Genomic DNA, 23500 nt, shown 5'->3' with positions numbered 1-23500 from the left:
ACGCAATTCATTTACAATTAACAAATGATTCAAGATATTTCATTGGGATTACTCCAATCTTATAAAGAGAAAATAAATACGTACGATGAAGTACTTGACAAAAACGGTCAAGTAAAACCGTATTGGCAAAAGCTTTTTGATACTTTAGAATCTATAGGTCTTGAAGAATTAGAATTACGTAATCAAGAAATTATAAAAAAACTAAGAGAAAACGGAGTTACTTATAATGTTTATGACAATAATAATGAACCTAATCGTGCGTGGAAACTAGATCCAATTCCGTTTTTAATCCATAAATCAGAATGGGAAACCATTGAAAAAGGGTTAAGACAAAGAGCACATCTTTACGATTTAATTCTAAAAGATATTTATGGACCACAATTATTAATAAAAAATTCAATTATTCCAGCTGAATTAATTTTTGATAATTCTGGTTTTCTATTGCCTTGTTTTGATATTAGACAAAAACTAGACATACAATTACTTAATTATGCCTGTGATTTAGCTAGAGGGCCGGACGGAAAAATGTGGTTATTGGATAATAGAACTCAGTCACCATCAGGTTCAGGATATGCGCTTGAAAACCGAATTGTAATGAGTAAAGTTTTTCCTGAACTGAACAAAAAAATGTTTCGAAGCAGACTTTCCCCTTATTTTAATGACCTGCAACAAACTGTTGATGCACTTGGAAACAACACTAACGAAAATCCAAATGTAGTTTTTTTAACACCTGGACCTGGAAATGAAACCTATTTTGAACACGTATATCTATCCTCCCATTTAGGTTATACACTTGTACAAGGAAGTGATTTAGTAGTTAGAGATGGCTATGTATGGTTGAAGTCTATTGACCAACTAGAACGTGTAGATGTTATTATAAAAAGAGTCGATGATGAATGGTGTGATCCATTAGAATTAAAAAGAAATTCATTAATAGGAATTCCTGGTTTACTACAAGTAATCCGTTTAGGTAATGTCGCTGTTATAAATCCGCCTGGAACCAGTGTTTTAGAGAATCATGGTTTGATGGCTTTTATGCAAAATGCCTGTAAATATTTATTAAAAGAACCTTTAATATTAAGTTCTATAGCCACATGGTGGTGTGGTCAAAAAAAAGAACTGAATTATGTTCTTGAAAATTTACCCAAACTAATTATTAAAAAAACAAATCGGAAACAAGGTTTTAGATCCATATATGGACGTCTTCTTGATAAACAACAATTAGAAGACTTGAGAATCATGATTCGTAAAAACCCAAAGGATTTTGTAGCTCAACAAGAGGTTAGTTTATCTACTACCCCATCATTTATGGATGGAGAAATTGTACCCAGATTTGCTGCAATGAGAGCTTTTTTAATTTCTGATGGAAACGAGTATACAGTTATGCAAGGTGGATTAACCCGCAGCTCTGCAATAAAAGGAAAATTTGAGGTGTCTAACCGTTTAGGAGGTTTATCTAAAGATACTTGGATTATAACTGATACCCCAAATGAATATAATGAAAGTTATGTAGAACGTAGAAACCTAACAAATCATCTAAACAATTCGTTAACAAGTAGAAATGCCGAAAATTTATTTTGGGTAGGGCGCTTGTGTGAAAGAACAATGGCTTTGAGAAGTTTCTTAAAAATAATCTTGAGTCGCCTTAATGAAAATGTTACTAATAAAGAAAACGAGCAACCTGCTTTTTTAGTAGTTCTTCTCAAATCTCTTACTCATCTTACTCATACCTATCCAGGATTTGTAGGAAAAGAAAAGGAAAGTGATCCAGAAGTAAACATTGACGATACCATTGCTAATCCAATCCCTGAATTACTTCTTTTAATTAGTGATTCAAAAAAACCTGGATCTGTTACTTATAATATTCAGGCGTTGTTAAATACCTTAAATCAAGTAAGTGAAAAATGGAATCACGATACCCGTCGAATTATTAATTTAGTAGAAGACAGTCTTGTTGCGCTAAAAAGTTCAAACACGAGTAATATCAACCAAGTAAATCACGGTCTTGATAAATTACATATTCGTCTTTTCTCTTTTTATGGAAATGTTTATGAAACATTACCTAGAGATAATGGCTTCTACCTATTGGAAATAGGGAAAAATGTAGAGCGTATTTTATCATTGATTTCTGTTTTCAAATATACTTTCAATTATAAAAAAGTTGAAGAAGAAGAAAGTGTTTTAATGGAAGCTATTTTAGAAAACCATCATTTATTAGCCCAATACAGAAACATTTACAAGTCTCATTTAAGCTTGAAAGCTGTTATTAACATGGTTTTTTTAGAGCAAAACCTACCGTATACCCTTACTTTTTTACTCGATACGCTTTCTTCTTATCTTTCTAAATTGCCAAAAACAATAGAACCAAATCGATTAAGTCTTGCTGAAAAATCAGTTTTGGAAGCAAGTACAATTATAAAATTAATTGATGCGGATCGTTTAATACAAGCGGATAGCGATACTCTTTTTCGACCTGAACTAGACCAAACACTTTCAGATGTTTTTAATCTAATTTCGAATGTGTCAACTAACTTGGCTAGTTTATACTTTAATCATTCTGTTATCCAACACTCCATTTTAGACACCTTAGACAATTTGAATTCTGATGAAATATAAATTAAAACACAAAACCCTTTACACTTATGTGAATGCTGTTCACAATTACCAAAGCGTATTGTGTTTACAACCGCAAAGTTCAGCCAGACAAATTTGTACCGATTTTAAAATAGAAATAGAACCAAAACCCTCTAAAATTTATAGTAGAAAAGATTATTTTGGAAATATTCAACATTATTTTTCTTTACACGAGTCACACACCAAATTGAATGTTATTGTGTCTAGTGAAATAGAAGTTTTAAAAAATGTAGTTCAACCCTGGAGCACCATTTCCTGTGAAGAAACTACATTAAAAATCAATGCCAATCCTGTCCTTAAAGCGGACCTTTTAATTTATCAATTGCCTAGTCAATTTATCAATTGGGATGACAATATAATTGCCTTTGCTCAAAGTTGCCTTATTCCAGAAGCCCCGCTTTTTGAATGTGTTATGAATTTAACAAAAAAAATATTTACCGATTTTGACTTTAGATCAGGATCAACAAATGTAAATACACCAATCAGTACAGTACTGAAAGAAAAAAAAGGGGTTTGCCAAGATTTTTCTCATTTGGCTATCGCTTGCCTAAGAAGTGCAGGTATTCCAGCACGCTATGTAAGCGGTTATATTGAAACTTTACCACCAAAAGGTAAAATAAAGTTAGAAGGTTCTGATGCATCACATGCTTGGATATCTGTTTATATTCCTGAAATGGGGTGGTGTGAATTTGATCCTACTAACAATATGATTCCACAACAAAGGCATATTGTTACTGCATACGGTAGAGATTTCGCTGATGTTTCTCCACTTAGAGGAATAATATTTAGTTCAGGAGAACATAAAGTCAAAGTAGAAGTAGATGTAATTCCAGTAGTTTAATACTAAAAAAAAAAATCATTAAATCAAAACATCAAATATTAACCCCTGCAAAAGCTTCAATTGTAGATCAAGATACTGCTAAAAAAGTATTCAAGGATATATTGAAGGCATCATTGCCTGTAGGGTATCAGCAAGCAAATTGTCATAATTTGTCGCATTATATAAGCTTGCTATTAGAATCAAAAGGGATTATAACATCTAAAATTTGGGCTTTTTCTCCTGGTATTTATTCCAATTCAAATTCACAATTAATCACATTTATTGATAAAAAAGAGCTCTCTCCTAATGGAACAATTGATTGGGGATATCATGTTGCCACAGTATTACATGTAAACGATGGTATAGAAACACACCAAATGGTAATTGATTTAGAGCTTTTTCCAAAAGGTCTAGTTCATTATAAAACATGGTTAGATAAACTTAAAACGAAAAAGCTAATTTCATTAATGCTGGATTTTGAATGGTATTTGTTTAATTCCACTATGATTCCTAATTCTCAATTGAAATATGACGCAAATGGAATGCTAAATTCAAAATTAAAAAACATTATTCTTCCCGAAACATTTTCAGATAAGTTAATAGATGATTTTTATAAATACACCGATGATTCTTTACAAAATCAATGGCTAGAAAAAGGATTAGCGATCAATGCAACGGCCGTTGAATTCTATACTGAAGAAATAGCACCATTATTAAAATTAAATAATCAGGCACAATTAATCAATGATTATAAAAATTTAGTGGGAAACGTATTCAATTTTGAAACCGTATTTAGAGACAACAGGTGGAATTATGATATGACTACCGATTTTCAAAACCAATATTACACCATAATTAATAAATACCGTGAGATCTACAACAATAATCTTATAAAATGGGGACTTAGTGTTGCTAACTTAAAGAACATAATAGATTCAAAAAAAATTGAATAAAAGACATTAATAGAATCGATCTTCAATAGCATATTTATAAAAATGAGTCTATTGATTGCCGTTATTTTCCTCTAAGTCATTGTGGTTGTCACCACCTATACTGTAATGATTGTTTTCTTCATCTTCACTTCCAACATTTTCCTGAGCATCATCCAACTCGGAACCAGGAATATCTAAATCACCACCAGACATATCTTCTTCAAAGTCTTTTTCATTCAACTTAGTACGATTATTTATTTCTACTGGTATTTTCTTTTTGGTAATATCATCTGGGTTAATATCACTCTCTTTATGAAATTGATTGTAAATATCTTCACTTGGAGGATAATTAAGAGAGTCTGGTAGTTTGTTTTTATCTTCTTTACTTTTTTTTAAAGAATCTGTTTTTTTATCTGAACTTTTCATTTTTTATCTATTTTAACTAGTTGGCTACTAACTACTAAGTTAATCATTTAATATTGAATAGCTTTCCTATTATTAAACATAATAATCAATTAAATAAAAAATAATAGAACATAAATGCTTAAATTTATAGTAACTTCTTAGATAAGTATTAACCATTTTATATAAAAAATATGAGCCTCCTAACAAACAATGTCATCCCAGATAATCATGGTAAAGTTTTTGGAACAAATGCCATGGAAGAAACTGATTTACTAGAAATCAAAAAAAAATTATTGGAACTCGACGGTATAAAAAATGTTATCGTCAATTTAGAAATATTCCCGAGAGAATTTACTGTTCACACCAATAAGATGGTGAATATTACTGATATTGAAAATAAAGTAAAACAAATAGGGTTTCATGCCATACCAAAAGACACCTTTATACTTTAAAAATTAATAAGTAGATATCAACTTTTGCTTTTAGATTTTTTTTTGCATGTACCACATTAATCCAACCATTCCAAAAGCGAGGAGTCCCATCCATTTAAACAATAATGCTAATGGATAAATCGCACTTAAAAATTTAAGGAAATTAGTACTGATGCCAGTTCCAAATTGAAGTGCTGCTACCATTAATCCAGATAATATAATGGCTTGGTTTTTGTTTTCTTGTGTTGCTCAATTTACTGATGAAGGAAATAAGGAAGACATCAAAATTCCTGCTAATGCCATTCCTAAAAGACTCCAATTCACTTCTGTACTCATTGGAATTAAATAAAACAAAAAAACGATTAACAAAGCCGATAATAACGTACCGTCTTTCATTTTAAATGTACTTTCAATCCCAATTCATAAAAAAATAAAAAATATTTTATTCTTATTTTTTATTATCGTAATATTGCAATATAAATATATAGCGATGGGAATTACTAAATCAGAACATTTTACAGAAGAACAAAACGAATTGTCCATTTTAGCCAAAGCAATAGGTCATCCAGCACGTATTGCAATAATACAGCACCTCATAAAAGTGAATAGCTGTGTTTGTGGCGACATTGTGAATGAACTACCACTTGCACAGCCCACTATTTCGCAACACTTAAAAGAGTTAAAAAATGCTGGTCTAATAAAGGGAAATTTCGAAGGAAATGCAATCTGTTATTGTCTTAACGAAGAAGGTTTTGAAAAAATAAAAGGCTTTTTCGAAAACATCAATACCTATTTAGAAAATAAAAAAAATCAATGTTGCTAATTTTTAAAAATACCAATCATGAAATTGCCATGACTCAAAAACAATATAATTTTAGTAATGGCGATACCATATTCTTTTAAAAAACAAATATTATATTCATATGAAACTATCTGAAATTAAAAAACAGCTAAGTACGTTAGAAAACGTAACTTTTGTATTGCCAAACGGAACTTATGTTCCTGAACATTTCCATGTAACAGAAGTGGGTTTAATCACTAAAAACTTTATTGATTGTGGTGGAAAAGTAAGAAAAGAAACCGTAGTGAACTTTCAATTATGGGATGCCAATGATTTTGAACACCGCTTGAAACCAAAAAAATTATTAGATATTATTGAACTATCTGAAAAAGTATTAGGCATCGAAGATTATGAAATTGAAGTTGAATACCAATCGGAAACTATTGGTAAATACGATTTAGGTTTCAATGGAAAAGATTTCACTTTGTTAAATAAACTTACTGCTTGTTTAGCAGAAGATCAATGTGGAATTCCTCAAGAAAAACAAAAAATTAAAATCTCTGAAATTCCAGTTCAAAACAACAGCTGTACTCCTGGTGGAGGTTGCTGCTAATCTAAAAATCAAGATCGAAAATGATGTCATCAAAAACCCAAATTTTTCCTGCAATCGAAAAGCAAATACTATCTTTTCATCCAGAAAATATTTCGCAAGAGCGTAGAACAATTTTACAACCTTTAATTGATTTTATTCAAATTAAAGTGAGCAATCAAGAGGAAATCAGGCTCAACTTTATATGTACACACAATTCCAGAAGGAGCCATTTATCCCAAGTTTGGGCACAAACTGCAGCGTCTTATTTTAATTTTAGCAATGTGTTTTGTTATTCTGGAGGAACTGAGGCTACTGCTTTATTCCCTATGGCAGCAGCAACTTTATCTAAATCTGGATTCAAAGTAAAAACACTTTCTGAGGGAAACAACCCTGTTTACAGCATAAAATACACGGATAACGAACATCCTATTATTGGTTTCTCTAAGACCTATGATGATGATTTTAATCCGCAAGCGGAGTTTGCTGCCATTTTAACTTGCTCTAGTGCTGACAATGGTTGCCCATTTATTGCTGGTGCCGAAAAAAGAATTCCCATCACTTTTGAAGATCCAAAAGCTTTTGATAACACACCACAACAAGCAGAAAAATACCATGAAAGAAGCATGCAAATTGCTACTGAACTTTTTTATGTATTCTCACAAATTAAAAAATAAATATGTCGGCAAATAATTGTGCTCCAGTAGCAAACCGAAAAAAATTAGGATTTCTTGATAGTTATTTAACCCTTTGGATATTCTTAGCTATGGCTATAGGTGTAGCTGTTGGCTATTTTATTCCTTCGAGCAGTAATTTTATCAACTCTTTTTCAAGTGGAACTACAAATATTCCGTTGGCTATTGGTTTAATTTTAATGATGTATCCACCATTGGCCAAAGTAAAATATGAGCAAATGGGTCAAGTGTTTAAAAACACAAAAGTACTAGGTGCTTCCCTTTTCCTAAATTGGATTGTAGGTCCTATCTTAATGTTTTTCCTAGCTTTAATATTCCTAAACGGTTATCCTGAATACATGATAGGCGTTATCCTTATTGGTCTGGCACGATGTATCGCCATGGTGGTCGTTTGGAATGATCTTGCTGATGGAGATAGAGAATATGCGGCAGGATTGATTGCTTTAAACAGTATTTTTCAAGTATTGTTATATAGTGTTTATGCCTATATTTTTATAACGATTCTTCCTCCCTATTTTGGTTATACTGGTTTTGAAGTCAACATTAGCATTGGTCAAATTGCCGAGAGTGTTGGTATTTACCTAGGTCTTCCTTTTGCATTGGGCATTATAAGTCGTTACGCATTAATAGATATAAAAGGAGAAGACTGGTTCCAAAATAAATATGTGCCTTTTATTTCACCAATTACTTTAATCTCTTTATTATTTACTATTGTAATTATGTTTAGTCTAAAAGGGGAATTGATAGTTCAAATTCCGATGGATGTGGTTCGCATTGCAATTCCACTAGTGATTTACTTTACAATCATGTTTGTTGTGAGTTTTTTCATTGGGAAATATTTTGGTGCCGATTATTCAAAAAGTACTGCTATTGCTTTTACAGCAACAGGTAACAACTTCGAATTAGCTATTGCAGTGGCCATTGGTGTTTTTGGTATCAATAGCGGACAAGCATTTGCTGGAGTTATTGGTCCATTAGTCGAAGTACCAGCATTAATAGCTTTGGTTAATGTTGCCTTTTGGTTTAGAAAAAAATACTACACGTCAGCAACATAGGTTGTATTAAATAACTTTATAGTCGTTTAAAAAATCAAGACCGCAAATTCCCAAATTATAAAGTAGCAATGCTATATTTAATTTGAGAATTTACGGTATTTTTATTTAATTGCACAATCGTATTAAAATCAAATACTACTTTTCTACCTCCAAAATAGAATAATACGATTTCGTTTTTCCTATATTTTTCATCATTTTTTACTAATAATATATTTTACCCCTTCCATTTTCAAGATATTCCAATTAATTTCCAAAAACAGAAATTAAGTATAAAAATTAAGTATTTATACGTATATTTGCTACGTAATACTTAATTCAAGCTAGTATGATTAATATAATAGTAGTCGGAAACGGCATGGTAGGTTTCAAATTTTGTGAAAAATTCATATCGAAACCAGGACAAGAGAAATATCAAATTACTGTATTTGGAGAAGAACCAAGACGCGCTTACGACCGTGTTCATTTAAGTGAATATTTTGCGGGTAAAAGTGCTGATGATTTATCTATGTCCACTTTAGATTGGTATGCTGAAAATAATATTATCCTTAATACATCCGAGTTAATTACCGATATTAATAGGGATCATAAAACGATACATACACATCTAGAGAAAACCTATTCTTACGATTACATTGTATTAGCTACTGGTTCATCTGCTTTTGTGCCTCCTATAGATGGAGTAGACAAAGAAGGGGTTTTTGTTTATAGAACTATCGAAGATCTTGATGCGATTATGGCCTACGCCAAAAAAATAAAACAAAATGGAGCTACTGAAGCCGCTGTACTTGGTGGCGGATTATTAGGTCTGGAAGCAGCCAAAGCAGTTCGCGATTTAGGTTTAAACCCACACGTAGTTGAGTTTGCACCTCGCTTAATGCCAAGACAATTGGATAAGGGTGCGAGTGATATGTTGCAATCAAAAATAGAAGAATTAAACATTGGAATACATCTGAATAAATCCACTGAATATATTGCAGGTGAACATTGCATCACTGGGATGATGTTTACAGAACAAGAATTGTTAAAAGTTGATATGTTGGTTATATCTGCAGGTATCAAACCACGTGACGAGCTAGGAAGAGTTTCAGGACTTGAAGTTGGTGTACGTGGTGGTATTACCGTAAATAATAAAATGCAAACATCTGATCCTTTTATTTATGCAATCGGTGAAGTGGCACTTTATAACCATATGATTTATGGATTAGTCGCTCCAGGATACGAAATGGCCGATGTGGCTGCCGAGCAAATTATGCAAGGTGAAAAAACAATGAGAGAAACTATTGACATGTCGACCCAATTAAAATTAATTGGCGTTGAAATGGCGAGTTTTGGAGATCCATTTATAGAAAATGAAAATGTTACCGCTATCGTTTATGAAAATAAATTTAGCGGAATTTACAAAAGGATTAACGTAACCAAAGATGGAAAAACTTTATTAGGTGGAATCTTAGTTGGTGATTCTAGTGATTATAATGGTTTGTTCCAAATTTATAGCAACGCCATGGCTTTGCCAAAAAACCCAGAAGATTTAATTCTAGGTTCAAGAGGTGGAGAAGCATCGACTTTAGGAAGCGCTATGGATCTTCCTGATACTGCTGTAATTTGCTCTTGTGAAAATGTGACTAAAGGAAGTATTTGCTGTTCTATTGTTGATGAAACTTGTGCTACGCTCTCTGATGTTGTTAAATTAACAAAAGCAACAACAGGTTGTGGTGGTTGTAAACCAATGGTCGTTGATTTAGTAAAAGCGACTCAAAAATCATTAGGAAAAGAAGTTAAAGATGTTATTTGCGAGCACTTTGCATACAACAGACAAGAATTATATGATATTATAAAAATCAACAAATTTACTTCACATAATGAAGTATTAGGTGTTGTAGGAAAAGGAGATGGATGCGAAGTTTGTAAACCAGTGTTATCTTCCATTTTCTCTAGTATCTACAATGATACTGCTAATAAACATATCCCTGCACAAGATTCTAATGACCGTTTCTTAGCTAACATTCAACGAAATGGTACCTACTCTGTAGTGCCTCGAATTGCTGGTGGAGAAATCACCGCTGACAAACTTATCGTTATTGGTGAAGTAGCCAAAGAATATGATTTATATACTAAAATAACAGGCGGACAACGTATTGATTTATTTGGTGCGCATCTGAATGACTTACCCGCTATTTGGAAAAAATTAATTGATAATGGTTTTGAAAGTGGTCATGCTTATGGAAAATCATTACGAACAGTAAAAAGTTGTGTCGGTAATGCTTGGTGCCGTTACGGAATGGATGAAAGTGCTGGTTTTGCCATAGAATTAGAAAACAGATATAAAGGACTTCGATCTCCTCATAAAATAAAAGGTGGCGTATCCGCTTGTATCAGAGAGTGTGCCGAAGCAAGAGGAAAAGATTTTGGATTAATTGCCGTAGAAGGGGGTTGGAACTTATACGTTTCTGGAAATGGTGGAGCTAATCCTAAACATGCAGTGCTATTAGCAGAACAAATTGACAGGGCCACTTGTATCAAATACTTAGATCGATTCTTGATGTTTTACATCCGTACTGCTGGACCTTTAGTGCGTACTTCTACTTGGTTAGAAAAACTAGATGGGGGTTTAGATTACTTAAAAGAAGTGGTAATTAAAGATAGTCTAGGAATAGCTGAAGCATTAGAAACCGAAATGCAAGGACTTGTAGACACCTTTGAATGCGAATGGAAACAAGCTATTGAAGATCCTGAAATGATGAAACGTTTTAGTCATTTTACTAATTCTGATGAAACGGATGAAAATATTGTTTTTACGCCACTTAGAGATCAAAAAATGCCTAAAGCTTGGTAAGTTTTTAAGAGTAACAAAGACGCAAAGTTTCAAAGTTTTATAGATTCAAAATTAGCTAAAAAAAATACAAATCATGGAAGAGATATTAAATCAATACGCAACAGTAACTCCTAAGGAGGTAAAAGTTTGGTTCAAAGCAGGTTCAACTAAAGACTTCCCCGCTGATGGTGGTGGATGCATCAAATACAAAAACAAACAAATTGCCATTATCAATTTTGAACGAAGAAACGAATGGTATGCCTGTCAAAACTTGTGTCCTCATAAAATGGAAATGGTCCTCTCAAGAGGTATGATTGGGTCAGTAGATGAGATTCCAAAAATTGCTTGTCCCATTCACAAAAAGACATTTTCATTAAAAGACGGTAGCAACCTTAGTGGTGATGATTTAAAAATAGCCACTTATCCAATAAAAATCGTTGACGAAGAGGTATTTGTTGGCTTTTTAGAATAAATATGTATCTTTGATGATATCTCTTTTCAAATGACAAAAACACCATTTTATAACGCAAGTGAGTTAATTGATGCTGAAAACGCACAAGATCCAAACAGCGAAATATATCAATCTAAAAGTTATCCAAAAGAATTATTATATTCGAATAGAATGTATAAAAAACTAATGGAATTTCATCCTAATGCTTCAGAAGCAATTCAAATCGCATCTAAAGCGCAACACATTTGCAGATGGAAAATAGCACGAGAAACCTATCCAATGGATCGTGTAGGCTATTTAAAATGGAGAGAAGACTTGAAAAAATTCCATGCTAAAACGACAGCAGAAATTTTAGAAAAGGTGGGATATGACTCTCATTTTATTGCTCGAGTTTCTTTTTTAATTGAAAAGAAATTACTTAAAAAAGACGATGAAACACAACTCCTTGAAGATGTAATTTGTTTGGTGTTTTTAGAATTTTATTTGGACCCTTTTGTTCACAAGCATGACAGGGAAAAAATGAAAAATATCATTCTGAAAACGTGGAATAAAATGTCTGAAAAAGGACATCAGGAAGCCTTAAAAATCAACTATAGCGATACAAATCTTCAATTAATTAAAGAAGCTATTGGATTGTAATTTGATTTTGATATGAAAAACAAGACCAAACAATCTACCGAAAATCTTAATTTCATAAAATTAAAGCAAATGTATCTTTTTGCTTTGATCACTATTGCTATAACGGTACTGCTTAGTCAATTACTCATTCAATACAATCTGAATCGCCAATTGAATGATTCACGATTAATAAACATTTCAGGAAAACAACGGATGTTGAGCCAGAAGTTGGTAAAAGAAGTGTTGATCTTAAACTTAGTCTCTGATACCCTAAAAAGGCAAGAGGAAATTTCTAAAATTAATAAAACCGTATCCCTTTGGAAATTCACTCATTATGCATTAGAAAACGGAAATGATAGTCTTCACTTTCCAAAAGCAAAAAGTAAGATATTGACCCAATTATTTGCAGAAATAAAACCTAATTTTGACAGTATAGACCATGCAACTACCCTACTTTTAAAAAATCATATTGGATTTATAAACTCAAATAAAAATCAAAAAATAGTACAAACTATTCTAGATAACGAAGGGATATTCCTTTCTAAAATGAATAAAATAGTGAGTCAATATGAAGTGGAAGCATTAAAAAAAGTAACCCTTCAACGAAATACTGAATATGCTATTTTAGGATTTACACTATTAGTTTTATTTTTAGAATTTCTTTTTATTTTTAAGCCCACTAACAAAAGAATTGAGCTATTAATTTCAAAACTTCTAGTCTCTGAAAGAAAAGCGATAAAGCTAGCGCATGATACCGAAGTGATTAGCGAAATAAAAGAAAACTCGGTCAAAGAATTAAAATCTCTCAATTATGCTATGGAAAATACTTTATTGTATTGCCGTATAGCACCTGACGGAAGTATTATACATATTGGAGAAAAATTTTCAAAACTACTGCAATACAATCCGTTTATAAATGACAAAACGTTCTCAGAGGCACTGACACCAATTGAAAAAGAACAACTAGTAATTGATAGAATCATTACTGAAAAACAAAGAAGTGGATGGCAGGGAGAAATAAATATTACCAATAGAAATAAAGAATCCATTTGGCTAGACCTATCAATGGTGCCTGTAACTATAAAAAAAGAGGAATCTGAATTGTTGATTATTTGCTTTGACATTACCGAACGAAAAAAAGCAGAACAAGAAGTAGATCGCTTGAATACTGAAAATATTAATGATAAAGTAAACCAGCAGAAAATAATTTCAAGCAAAATTGTTGAAAATCAAGAAAACGAACAAAATAGAATTGCAAGAGAAATTCATGATGGAATTGGACAAATGCTTACTGGATTGAAATTTAGTTTAGAAAGCATCAACTTAGATGACAAAGTAAAATCAGCCCAAAAAATAGAATACCTAAAAAAATTATCCCTTGACATTATTAAAGGAGTGCGTACCGCTACTTTTAATTTAATGCCTCCTGAATTGAGCGATCATGGAATTGTTTCCTCGCTTTCAAAACTAACGCAGGAACTTTCAAAACTCACGGGGAAAAATGTTCATTTTTATAACAAAACAGCTTTTGATAAAAGACTGGATTCCTTAATTGAAATAAATATATACCGACTCACTCAAGAAGCCATTAATAATGCCATAAAATATGCCGAATCTTCTGACATTGTGGTACAATTATCCCATAGTGACTCCATTTTAAGTATTATAATTGATGATAACGGAAAGGGATTTGACGCTACTGAAGTGGAGAAAAAAAGAAATAGTGAATCTGGAATGGGATTGCTTTTCATGAAAGAAAGAATACAATACATTAATGGACGTGTTTTTATTAACTCCATACCTGGTGAAGGGACTAGAATTACCTTCAATATCCCCATTTAAAACTAAGATCCTAAATTATTTAGATAGATTACGTATATTAGCCCTCCAATTAGTTGAATATACTTAAAAAAAAATGATTCAAAATTAAGTAAGATATGAATAATACAATCCGAGTTGTACTGGCTGATGACCATGTTTTTGTAAGAGATGGAATAAAATCATTATTAGAAACCGAAGACAATATTATTGTTGTAGGGGAAGCTACAGATGGTCAAGAAGCATTGGACACAGTAGAGTCAAGCAAACCGGACTTATTGATTGTGGATATACGTATGCCTCATTTTACAGGTATCGAAGTTGTTGAAAAATTGCGAAATCAAAATAATCCCGTGAAAATAATTGTGCTATCGATGCACGAATCGGAAGAATATGTACTTAAGTCTATTAAGGCTGGTGCCGATGGGTATTTATTGAAAGGATCTAGTAAAGAAGAATTTTTAAAAGCATTACATACCGTTTCTAATGGCGGAAAATATTTCAGTGGTGATATCTCCTCTATTCTTATTGATCAACTCAAAAATAATGTAAATACATTAGATTCTAAGCAACCATTAGCTGATGATTTGGTTATCACCAAAAGGGAAAAAGAAATCTTAAAACTTTTATTATCAGGAAAAGGCAACAAAGAAATTGCAGAGGCATTAGAAATTAGTAAACGCACCGCTGAAGTGCACCGCTTTAACCTGATGAAAAAACTTAAAGTAAAAAATCTTATGGAGCTGTCCAATAAAGCAAATGAGTATGCTTTAATATAATATTCTTCACTAAAAAGAAAAAACCAAAATATTAATTGAATTTAAATTCCATCTGAAGCCTAATTATGTGCTTCAAATGAAATGAATTATGCTTTTATATCATGGTACTTAAAGTTTAAAATCGTTCAAAAAATGAAAAAAGGTTTCTCTTTTTTAGCAAATTAGTAATAAAAAGAGTTTTAAAAATAAATGTCCAAAATTTTTAAATAAATACGTATTTATACTTAATTTTAATATTTATAATACGTTATTGTACTTATATTTGTATAAAAAATATAAGTACAATGGAAAAATCAACTTCATTAGCCCAATCTCACAGCATGTTATTTTTAAACACGCTGGCCTTTACTGTTTGTTTTGCTTGCTGGACACTAAATGGTGTATTAGTCACCTATTTAGTCGACAAAGGCATTTTTAACTGGAGCGTAGTACAAATTGGATGGTTATTAGGGATCCCTATACTAACCGGTTCTATCATGCGATTACCTATAGGTATCCTTACCGACAAATATTGCGGAAAATCAGTGTTTTCTATCTTGCTTTTACTATGTTCCATCCCTTTATTTTTACTTCCATTAGCCAATAGTTTTTTCATGTTTGCCGTACTTAGTTTTCTATTCGGTATGGTAGGTACTAGTTTTGCCGTTGGTATTGGGTACACTTCTATTTTCTATCCAAAAGAATGGCAAGGACGAGCTTTAGGAATATTTGGAATGGGAAATGCAGGGGCTGCTATCACTACTTTTATGGCACCTTCGTTGTTGAATCATTTTTCAGTAGAAGATCCTCAAAATGGATGGAAAATATTACCCATTATATACGGTGCAGCATTGCTAATTATTGGAATTCTATTTTTAGTTTTTGCCAAAAACAAAAAAATGGAAAAGTCTACCAAAACAATTCCGCAAATGTTATCTACCTTAAAAAGCCCAAGAGTTTGGCGTTTTGGGGCGTACTATTTCTTAGTTTTTGGGTGTTTCGTAGCGTATTCACAATGGTTGTTACCTAATTTTATGAATGTATACCAAACGAGTTTAGTAATGGGTGGTATGTTTGCCACTATGTTTAGTTTGCCGTCTGGCGTAATACGAGCCTTTGGTGGTTATTTATCAGATAAATTTGGCGCTAGAAAAGTAATGTACTGGGTATTGAGTTCTTCTGTAATATTAAGTGCATTATTAATGATTCCAAAAATGGAAATAACTGCAGCTGGCCCTGGTGTAATGGCAGGAAAAAAAGGAATTGTGACCCAAGTTAGCGCTTCAAATGTACGTATTGATGGTAAAGATTTCCCAATAGCTTCTAAACCAGAAGCGAGAGGAACAGGAAGTATTTTCCCAACTAAATCCTCATGGCAAAAAGTAATTGTTGCTCAAAATCAAGCTGTAAATAAAAAAGAATTATTAGCCAAGGGCGTGACTCGAATTATTTTTGACGCCAATATGTGGGTCTATCTCATTTTAGTAATTATGATAGGTATTTCGTGGGGAATTGGAAAAGCAGCAGTGTACAAACATATCCCAGAATATTTCCCAACCGAAATAGGTGTTGTGGGAGGAATGGTAGGTTTACTGGGAGGTTTAGGTGGATTCTTTTGCCCAATTATCTTTAGTTACTTATTAAGTTTTACCGGTATATGGTCTAGCTCTTGGATTTTTGTACTGTTGTTTTCAGCAATTTGCTTGATCTGGATGCATATCACAATTACAAGTATGATGAATGAAAAACATCCTATTATATCCAAAGAAATGGATCGAAAAAGTTAAAAGAAGGCTAAATTAATTTTAAAAAATTATACATCAAAAATTTTTCCTATTCCATACAACTTAAATGCTCTTTTTGATTGATCAAAATAGAATCTGAAACTAACCTTTAAAAAGATACAAAATGAAAAAAATAAATGCCGATTGCTCTATTTGTATCAATACTAATTGTTTTATAAAGAAACATTTGGATCTAGAAAAAATGCAAGATTTTGTAATGCAAAAAACAAATTTTGCTTGCAAAAAAGGGCAGCAATTCATGTTTGAAGGTGCACCAATGCAAGGTTTGTATTTTATTAATAAGGGAAAAGTAAAAGTGTTAAAAACAGGAATCTACGGCAAGGAACATATTGTTCGATTAACACAAGAGGGAGATACAGTTGGCTTTCGAGGATTTGGAACCAGTAATAGGTATTTGATAGGTGCATCTGCAATTGAAGATACTGTCTTATGTAATTTCAGCAACAAAGTAATGCAAGACATCCTTAAAACTATTCCTGAATTCACTTATGATATGATGCTGTTTTATGCCGAAGAACTGAATAAAAGTGAAAATAATGTAAAGAAAATTGCCCAAATGAATGTAAGAGAACGTGTTATTGATACTCTTTTATATTTACTTAAAAAGTTTGGTCAAACTAATCATTTAATAGATATCAATTTATCTCGGAAAGAAATTGCCGATTTTGCTGGAACAACAGACGAACAAGTTACCCGTATCTTCTCTAGTCTAAAAAAAGAAGGACTCATAAAAATTGTAGGCAAGAAAATAAGCTTGTTGCAAGTGGAAAAAATGAAGCAGGAAATCGCAGAACACCGATAGATTTTTATTCTAAGTAGAACAATATAAAAGCCCAATAGTTTTGGGCTTTTTTTATGCAGAAAAATCAGATTTACGTATTCTAATACGTGTTTTAAATCTAATATAATACACTACTTACTTTTATAATACCCTATAAGTAAACGAATTATGTTAAAAACCTGTGTTTTCACCTGTTTTAATAAGCAGAATAGCCGTTAAATCATGGTTAAAAAAGCTAAAATTCATTGTAAAAACTTCAATAAATAAGTAAAACTACGTACGTATATTTGCTAAGTAAATAAGTAAAACGAAAACCAAACATTAACTAAAACTATTAACTATGAAATTACTTAAAACAATATGCTTGTCATTTATAGGGGTTATCAGTACCGCTTCGTATGCACAGGACTTCGATGCCAACATACAACTTAGACCACGTTATGAATATAGAAATGGATTTAAAAGCTTATTGAAAGCAGGAGATAGTCCAACATCATTTATATCACAACGTTCTCGTTTAAACCTAAACTTTAAACAAGATAAATTAAAATTAAAACTGTCTTTACAAAATATCCGCACTTGGGGAGATGCAGCTACTACAACTACTGCAGATAAAAATGGAGTAGCCGTTTTTGAAGCGTATGCTGAATATAACTTTGATGATAAATGGAGCGCACGCCTAGGTCGTCAAGTATTAAATTATGACAATCAACGTATCATGGGTGGAATCGATTGGATTCAACAAGGTCAAAGTCATGATGCAGCATTACTAACTTATAAAAGTGCCCAAAATCAATTGGATTTGGGTTTTGCTCATAATGCCTCCGCCGAAAACCTAATCGCACCTACAACAGCCTATGGCACGAACTACAAGGAAATGCAATATGCTTGGTACCACACTGCTATTAAAAAAATAAATGCGAGCTTCTTATTATTAAATGCGGGGTACCAATACCTGAAAACACCTACCGATTTAAAAACGGATTACATTCAAACATACGGTACTTACTTGACGTATAAAGGTAAGAAATGGGACGCTGACTTAAGCCTTTACGGACAATCTGGTAAAAGTAGTGGTACTGATTTAAGTGCTTTTGATGCAGGAGCAAATTTAGGGTATACTGTAAGCGAAAAATTCAAAGCTACAGTAGGATATGAATTCCTTTCTGGAAAAGATCAAAACGATACTGATACCAAAATAAAATCATTTACTCCCCTATTTGGTACCAACCATGCTTTCAACGGATTTATGGATTATTTCTACGTAGGAAATCACAAAAACAGTGTTGGATTACAAGATGCTTATTTAAAACTGGATTTTGGAATCAAAAAAGTAAAGTTCTCCTTGACACCACACGTTTTTTATGCTCCAAATAAAGTAATCGCTGCAGGAGTTGAAAAAGACTCTTACCTAGGTACTGAAGTAGATCTAACTGCAGGATATAAAATTCACAAAGACATCATGGCTGTTGCAGGATATTCACAAATGTTCGGTTCTTCAACATTAGAGACTTTAAAAACTGGAGACGCGAGCAAAACAAACAATTGGGCTTGGGTAATGATCAACATCAACCCGCAAATATTTTCAACAAAAAAATAATAATCAACTATTTTAAAAAAGTATAACATGAAAAAATTAGTTTTTAGATTATCCGTACTAGCCATTGCCTCTTTGAGCGTTTTGAGCTGTAAAAAAGAAGAAAAGAAAGAGGCTACGACTGAAGTTGCCTCTACTTCAAAAACCGAAAAATTAACGCTGGAGAAACCACAGGTAACTTTAGGATTTATAAAACTAACTGATATGGCTCCTTTGGCTATAGCCAAAGAAAAAGGCTTCTTTGAAGACGAAGGTTTATTTGTAACCTTAGAAGCGCAATCGAACTGGAAAAATGTTTTAGACCGTGTAATTGACGAACAAATTGACGGATCTCATATGCTAGCAGGACAGCCTATAGCTGCTGCAGTAGGTTTTGGAAGACAAGCGAAATTAGTTACTACTTTCTCTATGGATTTAAATGGTAATGCTATCACTGTTTCTAACGATGTTTGGTCAAAAATGAAACCAGGATTGCCTATGAAAGATGGAAAACCGATTCACCCTATTAGTGCTAGTGCCTTATTACCTGTTATAAAAGAATACAAAAATGCTAATAAACCATTCAAAATGGGTATGGTATTCCCAGTATCAACGCACAACTACCAACTGCGTTATTGGTTAGCTGCAGGAGGTATCAACCCTGGACAATATACAAAAGACAATGCACAAGGAATGATCAATGCTGATGTATTATTATCAGTAACACCTCCGCCACAAATGCCAGCTACACTAGAAGCAGGAACAATCAATGGATATTGTGTTGGTGAACCTTGGAATCAACAAGCGGTAAGCAAAGGAATTGGAGTACCAGTTATCACAAGCCGTGACATATGGAAAAACCACCCAGAAAAAGTTTTTGTTATGACTCAAGCTTTTATCGACAAAAACCCAAATACTGCTATTGCGATCACTAAAGCTTTGATTAGAGCAGGAAAATGGTTAGACGATCCAAAAAATAGATTGGAAGCAGTTAAAATTTTATCTAGCCCTGCTTATGTAGGTGCCGATGAGAATGTATTAAAAAACTCAATGACTGGAACATTTGAGTACGAAAAAGGAGACAAACGCGATGCAGCTGATTTCAATGTATTCTTTAAAGACAATGCAACTTATCCTTACTATTCTGATGGAATTTGGTTCATGACTCAAATGAGACGTTGGGGACAAATTACAGAATCAAAACCAGCTGAGTGGTATGCCTCAAAAATCAAAGAGGTTTACAAGCCTGAAATTTGGACCAAAGCAGCACAACTTTTATTGAAAGAAGGAAATTTAGTTGCCGAAGATATTCCAACAACTGATGGTTACAAACCAGCAACAACTGACTTTATTGACGGTGTAAAATACGATGGTAAAATGCCATTGGAATACATTAAAAGCTTAAAAATTGGTAATAAAAACTAATTCATAAAATGATGTAGTTGGGGGTGTTGTAGTTTCATCCTCAACTACTTATTTAAAAACTAAAAAACACAACATTACCTTAGAATGGTTTCTTACTTAGGAGATAATTAGTTCAAAATCAAAACTAATGATAATCCTTACAACCAATTTTAAATATATAAAAAAAGAAACATGAAGACTAAAATAATAAAAACTGTACAATTTATTGGACTGGGTTACTTAGAACCTCTCATTAGATTACTGACTGGAGAAGATTTGAAAAAAAATGGAAAAGATGCATTCAAAAGAATCCTCTTCCCTATTTTATCAGTAGTATTATTTATCCTTTTATGGCAATCCTTTTCTAATTATTTAAATAATGTTGAGTCCGAAATAAAAATTGAAAAAGCACTTAAAGACCAAGGACCAGAAGCCGCCAAAAAACTAGAAGCTTGTATCGCATCTGGAGACATAAGCTGCAGACCTAATTCCTTGCCTTCTCCTGCTATGGTTTATACTGCCTTAGGAAAATTATGGGATGATCATAAAATAATGACCGCCAAAAAACAAGAATTTATAGACAAATACGAAGCTATAAATACCGATCGTAAAGCCAAAGGCCAAATTGAAATTGTGTACACTGGCCGTCCTTCATTTGTAGATCAAATAATGACGAGTTTAAAAACCGTTTTTGCCGGTTTCTTACTCTCTATAATTATTGCCGTTCCTACAGGTATTGTATTAGGACTAAGTACAACACTAAGAACTTCTTTCAACTGGATTGTACAAATATTCAAACCAGTATCTCCTGTTGTTTGGCTATTATTAGTATCCATGATTATAAAAACACTTTTGACCAATGTTGATATCGAAAAATCATTTGTGATTTCCTTTATAAGTGTAGGACTGTGTTCTATGTGGGCCACTCTTGTTAATACCAGCGTTGGAGTTTCATCTGTAGATAAAGATTATATTAACGTAGCTAAAGTGTTGCAACTTGGAACATTTAGCAAGGTTTTCAAAATAATACTTCCCTCGTCTTTTCCTATGATATTCACTGGATTAAGAATTACTCTTTCTGTGGCTTGGATGGTATTAATTGCAATCGAATTGTTAGCCCAAAGTCCAGGTTTAGGATCTTTTGTTTGGGAAGAATTCCAAAATGGTTCTAGTGATTCTAATTCTAAAATTATTGTAGCCATGTTTGTAATAGGAATAATAGGATTCATGCTGGATCGTGTAATGATGATTTTTCAAAAATTACTAACGTTTACGGATTGAGGAAGTTTTAAGGTCATAAAGTCGAAAGTCATAAAGTCCTACTTTTGAGAATAATGACATTTAAAATAAACCAAATTGACTTTCTATAATCGACTTTTAAAACTTTAAACTCTTTTAAACAAAAAAATCATGGCATATTTAGAACTAAAAAATGTTTGTAAATCGTACGGTGAAGGAAAAAACAAAACCGAAGTATTATCAAACATCAACTTAAAAATAGAAGAAGGAGAATTTGTGGCTATTGTAGGATTTACAGGAAGTGGAAAAACCACTTTAGTCAATCTAATCGCAGGATTAATAGAACCGGATTCAGGTGAAATATTATTCAAAGGCAAACCAATCCAAGGAACCAGTCACGAACGTGGAATTATCTTTCAAAATTATTCTTTACTGCCTTGGCTTACTGTGTATGATAATATTGAAATGGCGGTAAAATCCGTTTTTAAAGACTGGACTAAAAAAGAAATAGAGGATCATGTCAATAATTTTATTGAAAAAGTACATCTTTCTCATGCTTCACACAAAAAACCAAAAGAACTTTCAGGCGGTATGCGTCAACGTGTAGCGGTAGCCCGAACATTAGCTATGAAACCAGAATTAATTTTAATGGATGAACCTTTGGGAGCATTGGATGCGTTGACAAGAGGGAACCTGCAAGAAGAAATACTTTCTATCTGGAGTGAGGACAAACGAACCGCTTTGCTAATAACCAATGATGTGGATGAAGGCGTTTTCATGGCTGATCGCGTGATACCTTTACGTCCAGGTCCAAAAGCCACTCTAGGACCCCAATTTGAAATTGAAATTGAGCGACCTCGCAATAAAATTGCCTTGAACCATTTAGACAGTTTTAAAAAATTAAGAAATGGTATTATTGAATATCTGATGGAAATTGGACAGGAAAGAACGGCAGGACTAGAAATTACGCACTACGAATTGCCTGATTTAGTACCAATGAAATTCAACTAGAATTCATTATATAATTAAAATTTAAAGAGATAGATACCATGAAAGAGTCCATATTAGAAAAAGATATAATAAATCGTGATCCATTGGGATTTGAAAAATACATGTTGGAGTTATCTAATTTAACCAAAATTTATCCCACTCCAAATGGTGATTTTGTAGTATTGGAAAATCTAAATTTAAAAATTAAAGAAGGTGAATTTGTTTCTATAATTGGGCACTCTGGTTGCGGAAAAACAACATTGCTTTCTATGATTGCAGGTTTAAATCTAATATCAGGAGGCCAAATTATATTAAATGGCTCCCCAATTACAGGTCCTGGACCAGATAGAGGAGTAATCTTTCAATCTCCTAGTTTATTGCCCTGGATGAGTGCCCTAGAAAATGTTTTACTAGGTGTAGAAAAAGTTTTTGCAAATGCAACCAAAAAGCAACGCTTAGACATTTGTAAATATTACCTAAGTAAAGTAGGTCTCGATGGCTCCTTTGACAAAAAAGCAAAAGACCTATCGCAAGGAATGAAGCAAAGAGTTGGAATTGCAAGAGCATTGGCTTTAAAACCGCAAATTTTACTTTTAGATGAACCTTTTGGAATGCTTGATTCTTTAACTAGAGGGGAACTTCAAGATGTATTGTTAGAGGTATTAAACAAAGAAAAAACAACTGGAATAATGATTACCCATGATGTCGATGAGTCCATTTTCTTGGCAGACAGAGTGATTATGATGACCTCAGGACCTAAAGCACAAATAGGAGATATTCTAGACATTACCTATGAAAGACCTCGAAATAGAAAAGCCATATTAGAACATCCCACCTATTATGGCAACCGTGAACATCTAATTAATTTCTTAGAACATTAAAACAACAAGTTCCAATAAGTAACTC

23 protein-coding genes are annotated in these 23500 nt (G+C 32.7%); 20 read left to right on the top strand and 3 right to left on the bottom strand.

Annotation, left to right across the window (positions count from 1 at the left end; translation table 11 throughout):
• Positions 1 to 24 precede the first annotated feature (24 nt).
• The 3 genes from AB3G36_RS10150 to AB3G36_RS10140 all read left to right on the top strand — a co-directional run bounded on the left by AB3G36_RS10150 (position 25) and on the right by AB3G36_RS10140 (position 4407).
• Positions 25 to 2616: a circularly permuted type 2 ATP-grasp protein gene (locus AB3G36_RS10150; RefSeq protein WP_367752355.1), complete on the top strand. Its 2592-nt coding sequence runs from the start codon at positions 25 to 27 to the stop codon at positions 2614 to 2616.
• Positions 2606 to 3475, top strand: coding sequence for a transglutaminase N-terminal domain-containing protein (locus tag AB3G36_RS10145; protein WP_367752353.1), 870 nt, complete (start codon positions 2606 to 2608; stop codon positions 3473 to 3475). Before AB3G36_RS10150 ends, AB3G36_RS10145 begins: the two co-directional genes overlap by 11 nt.
• Before the next feature lie 101 nt (positions 3476 to 3576).
• The gene (locus tag AB3G36_RS10140; protein ID WP_367752351.1) at positions 3577 to 4407 is read left to right on the top strand and encodes a protein-glutamine glutaminase family protein; all 831 of its coding nucleotides are present in this window, start codon (positions 3577 to 3579) and stop codon (positions 4405 to 4407) included.
• A gap of 48 nt (positions 4408 to 4455) precedes the next feature.
• On the opposite strand, the gene AB3G36_RS10135 is transcribed toward AB3G36_RS10140, so the two are convergent.
• The gene (locus AB3G36_RS10135; RefSeq protein WP_367752349.1) at positions 4456 to 4812 is read right to left on the bottom strand and encodes a hypothetical protein; all 357 of its coding nucleotides are present in this window, start codon (positions 4810 to 4812) and stop codon (positions 4456 to 4458) included.
• Between the two features lie 170 nt (positions 4813 to 4982).
• Here AB3G36_RS10135 and AB3G36_RS10130 point away from each other — a divergent pair, with 170 nt between their 5' ends.
• On the top strand, positions 4983 to 5243 hold the full coding sequence (locus AB3G36_RS10130) for a heavy metal-associated domain-containing protein (protein ID WP_367752347.1): 261 nt from the start codon (positions 4983 to 4985) through the stop codon (positions 5241 to 5243).
• A 30-nt stretch (positions 5244 to 5273) separates the two neighbouring features.
• Here AB3G36_RS10130 and AB3G36_RS10125 read toward each other — a convergent pair whose 3' ends face one another.
• Both AB3G36_RS10125 and AB3G36_RS10120 read right to left on the bottom strand, forming a co-directional pair.
• The gene (locus AB3G36_RS10125; protein WP_367752345.1) at positions 5274 to 5426 is read right to left on the bottom strand and encodes a hypothetical protein; all 153 of its coding nucleotides are present in this window, start codon (positions 5424 to 5426) and stop codon (positions 5274 to 5276) included.
• A gap of 45 nt (positions 5427 to 5471) precedes the next feature.
• Positions 5472 to 5618 carry a hypothetical protein gene (locus tag AB3G36_RS10120; RefSeq protein ID WP_367752343.1) on the bottom strand — a complete coding sequence of 49 codons (147 nt, stop codon included), beginning with the start codon at positions 5616 to 5618 and terminating at the stop codon, positions 5472 to 5474.
• Positions 5619 to 5712: 94 nt separating this feature from the next.
• On the opposite strand from AB3G36_RS10120, the gene AB3G36_RS10115 reads away from it, so the two are divergent.
• From AB3G36_RS10115 to AB3G36_RS10040, 16 genes are all read left to right on the top strand, one after another.
• Positions 5713 to 6045 (top strand): ArsR/SmtB family transcription factor, encoded by a 333-nt coding sequence (locus AB3G36_RS10115; protein WP_367752341.1) that lies wholly within the window; start codon positions 5713 to 5715, stop codon positions 6043 to 6045.
• A 100-nt stretch (positions 6046 to 6145) separates the two neighbouring features.
• Positions 6146 to 6616, top strand: a complete 471-nt coding sequence (locus AB3G36_RS10110; RefSeq protein WP_367752339.1) for a DUF6428 family protein — start codon at positions 6146 to 6148, stop codon at positions 6614 to 6616.
• A gap of 20 nt (positions 6617 to 6636) precedes the next feature.
• Positions 6637 to 7269, top strand: a complete 633-nt coding sequence (locus AB3G36_RS10105; protein WP_367752337.1) for a low molecular weight phosphatase family protein — start codon at positions 6637 to 6639, stop codon at positions 7267 to 7269.
• A 2-nt stretch (positions 7270 to 7271) separates the two neighbouring features.
• Positions 7272 to 8342 carry an ACR3 family arsenite efflux transporter gene (gene arsB / locus AB3G36_RS10100; protein ID WP_367752335.1) on the top strand — a complete coding sequence of 357 codons (1071 nt, stop codon included), beginning with the start codon at positions 7272 to 7274 and terminating at the stop codon, positions 8340 to 8342.
• Between the two features lie 325 nt (positions 8343 to 8667).
• Entirely contained in the window at positions 8668 to 11175 is a 2508-nt protein-coding gene (nirB, locus tag AB3G36_RS10095) for a nitrite reductase large subunit NirB (RefSeq protein WP_367752333.1), read from the top strand.
• Positions 11176 to 11248: 73 nt separating this feature from the next.
• Positions 11249 to 11626 carry a nitrite reductase small subunit NirD gene (nirD, locus tag AB3G36_RS10090; RefSeq protein WP_367752331.1) on the top strand — a complete coding sequence of 126 codons (378 nt, stop codon included), beginning with the start codon at positions 11249 to 11251 and terminating at the stop codon, positions 11624 to 11626.
• 30 nt (positions 11627 to 11656) lie between these two features.
• Positions 11657 to 12244, top strand: coding sequence for a DUF4202 domain-containing protein (locus AB3G36_RS10085; protein WP_367752329.1), 588 nt, complete (start codon positions 11657 to 11659; stop codon positions 12242 to 12244).
• Positions 12245 to 12256: 12 nt separating this feature from the next.
• A complete protein-coding gene (locus AB3G36_RS10080; protein ID WP_367752327.1) occupies positions 12257 to 14065 on the top strand; it encodes an ATP-binding protein in 1809 nt (602 codons plus the stop codon).
• Between the two features lie 95 nt (positions 14066 to 14160).
• The gene (locus AB3G36_RS10075) at positions 14161 to 14820 is read left to right on the top strand and encodes a response regulator (protein WP_367752325.1); all 660 of its coding nucleotides are present in this window, start codon (positions 14161 to 14163) and stop codon (positions 14818 to 14820) included.
• Between the two features lie 284 nt (positions 14821 to 15104).
• Entirely contained in the window at positions 15105 to 16586 is a 1482-nt protein-coding gene (locus tag AB3G36_RS10070; RefSeq protein WP_367752323.1) for a nitrate/nitrite transporter, read from the top strand.
• A gap of 121 nt (positions 16587 to 16707) precedes the next feature.
• Positions 16708 to 17406 (top strand): Crp/Fnr family transcriptional regulator, encoded by a 699-nt coding sequence (locus AB3G36_RS10065; RefSeq protein WP_367752321.1) that lies wholly within the window; start codon positions 16708 to 16710, stop codon positions 17404 to 17406.
• Positions 17407 to 17725: 319 nt separating this feature from the next.
• Positions 17726 to 18985, top strand: a complete 1260-nt coding sequence (locus tag AB3G36_RS10060; RefSeq protein WP_367752320.1) for an alginate export family protein — start codon at positions 17726 to 17728, stop codon at positions 18983 to 18985.
• 27 nt (positions 18986 to 19012) lie between these two features.
• The gene (locus AB3G36_RS10055) at positions 19013 to 20386 is read left to right on the top strand and encodes a CmpA/NrtA family ABC transporter substrate-binding protein (protein ID WP_367752318.1); all 1374 of its coding nucleotides are present in this window, start codon (positions 19013 to 19015) and stop codon (positions 20384 to 20386) included.
• Positions 20387 to 20557: 171 nt separating this feature from the next.
• Positions 20558 to 21646 carry an ABC transporter permease gene (locus AB3G36_RS10050; RefSeq protein ID WP_367752316.1) on the top strand — a complete coding sequence of 363 codons (1089 nt, stop codon included), beginning with the start codon at positions 20558 to 20560 and terminating at the stop codon, positions 21644 to 21646.
• Between the two features lie 129 nt (positions 21647 to 21775).
• The gene (locus AB3G36_RS10045) at positions 21776 to 22615 is read left to right on the top strand and encodes an ABC transporter ATP-binding protein (protein ID WP_367752314.1); all 840 of its coding nucleotides are present in this window, start codon (positions 21776 to 21778) and stop codon (positions 22613 to 22615) included.
• Between the two features lie 38 nt (positions 22616 to 22653).
• Positions 22654 to 23475 (top strand): ABC transporter ATP-binding protein, encoded by an 822-nt coding sequence (locus AB3G36_RS10040; RefSeq protein ID WP_367752312.1) that lies wholly within the window; start codon positions 22654 to 22656, stop codon positions 23473 to 23475.
• The last annotated feature ends 25 nt before the right edge of the window (positions 23476 to 23500 follow it).

Source organism: Flavobacterium sp. WC2430 (assembly GCF_040822075.1).
GTDB lineage: Bacteria > Bacteroidota > Bacteroidia > Flavobacteriales > Flavobacteriaceae > Flavobacterium.
Note: the sequence above shows the minus strand (reverse complement) of the source record. Positions and strands in the feature narration are given on the sequence as shown.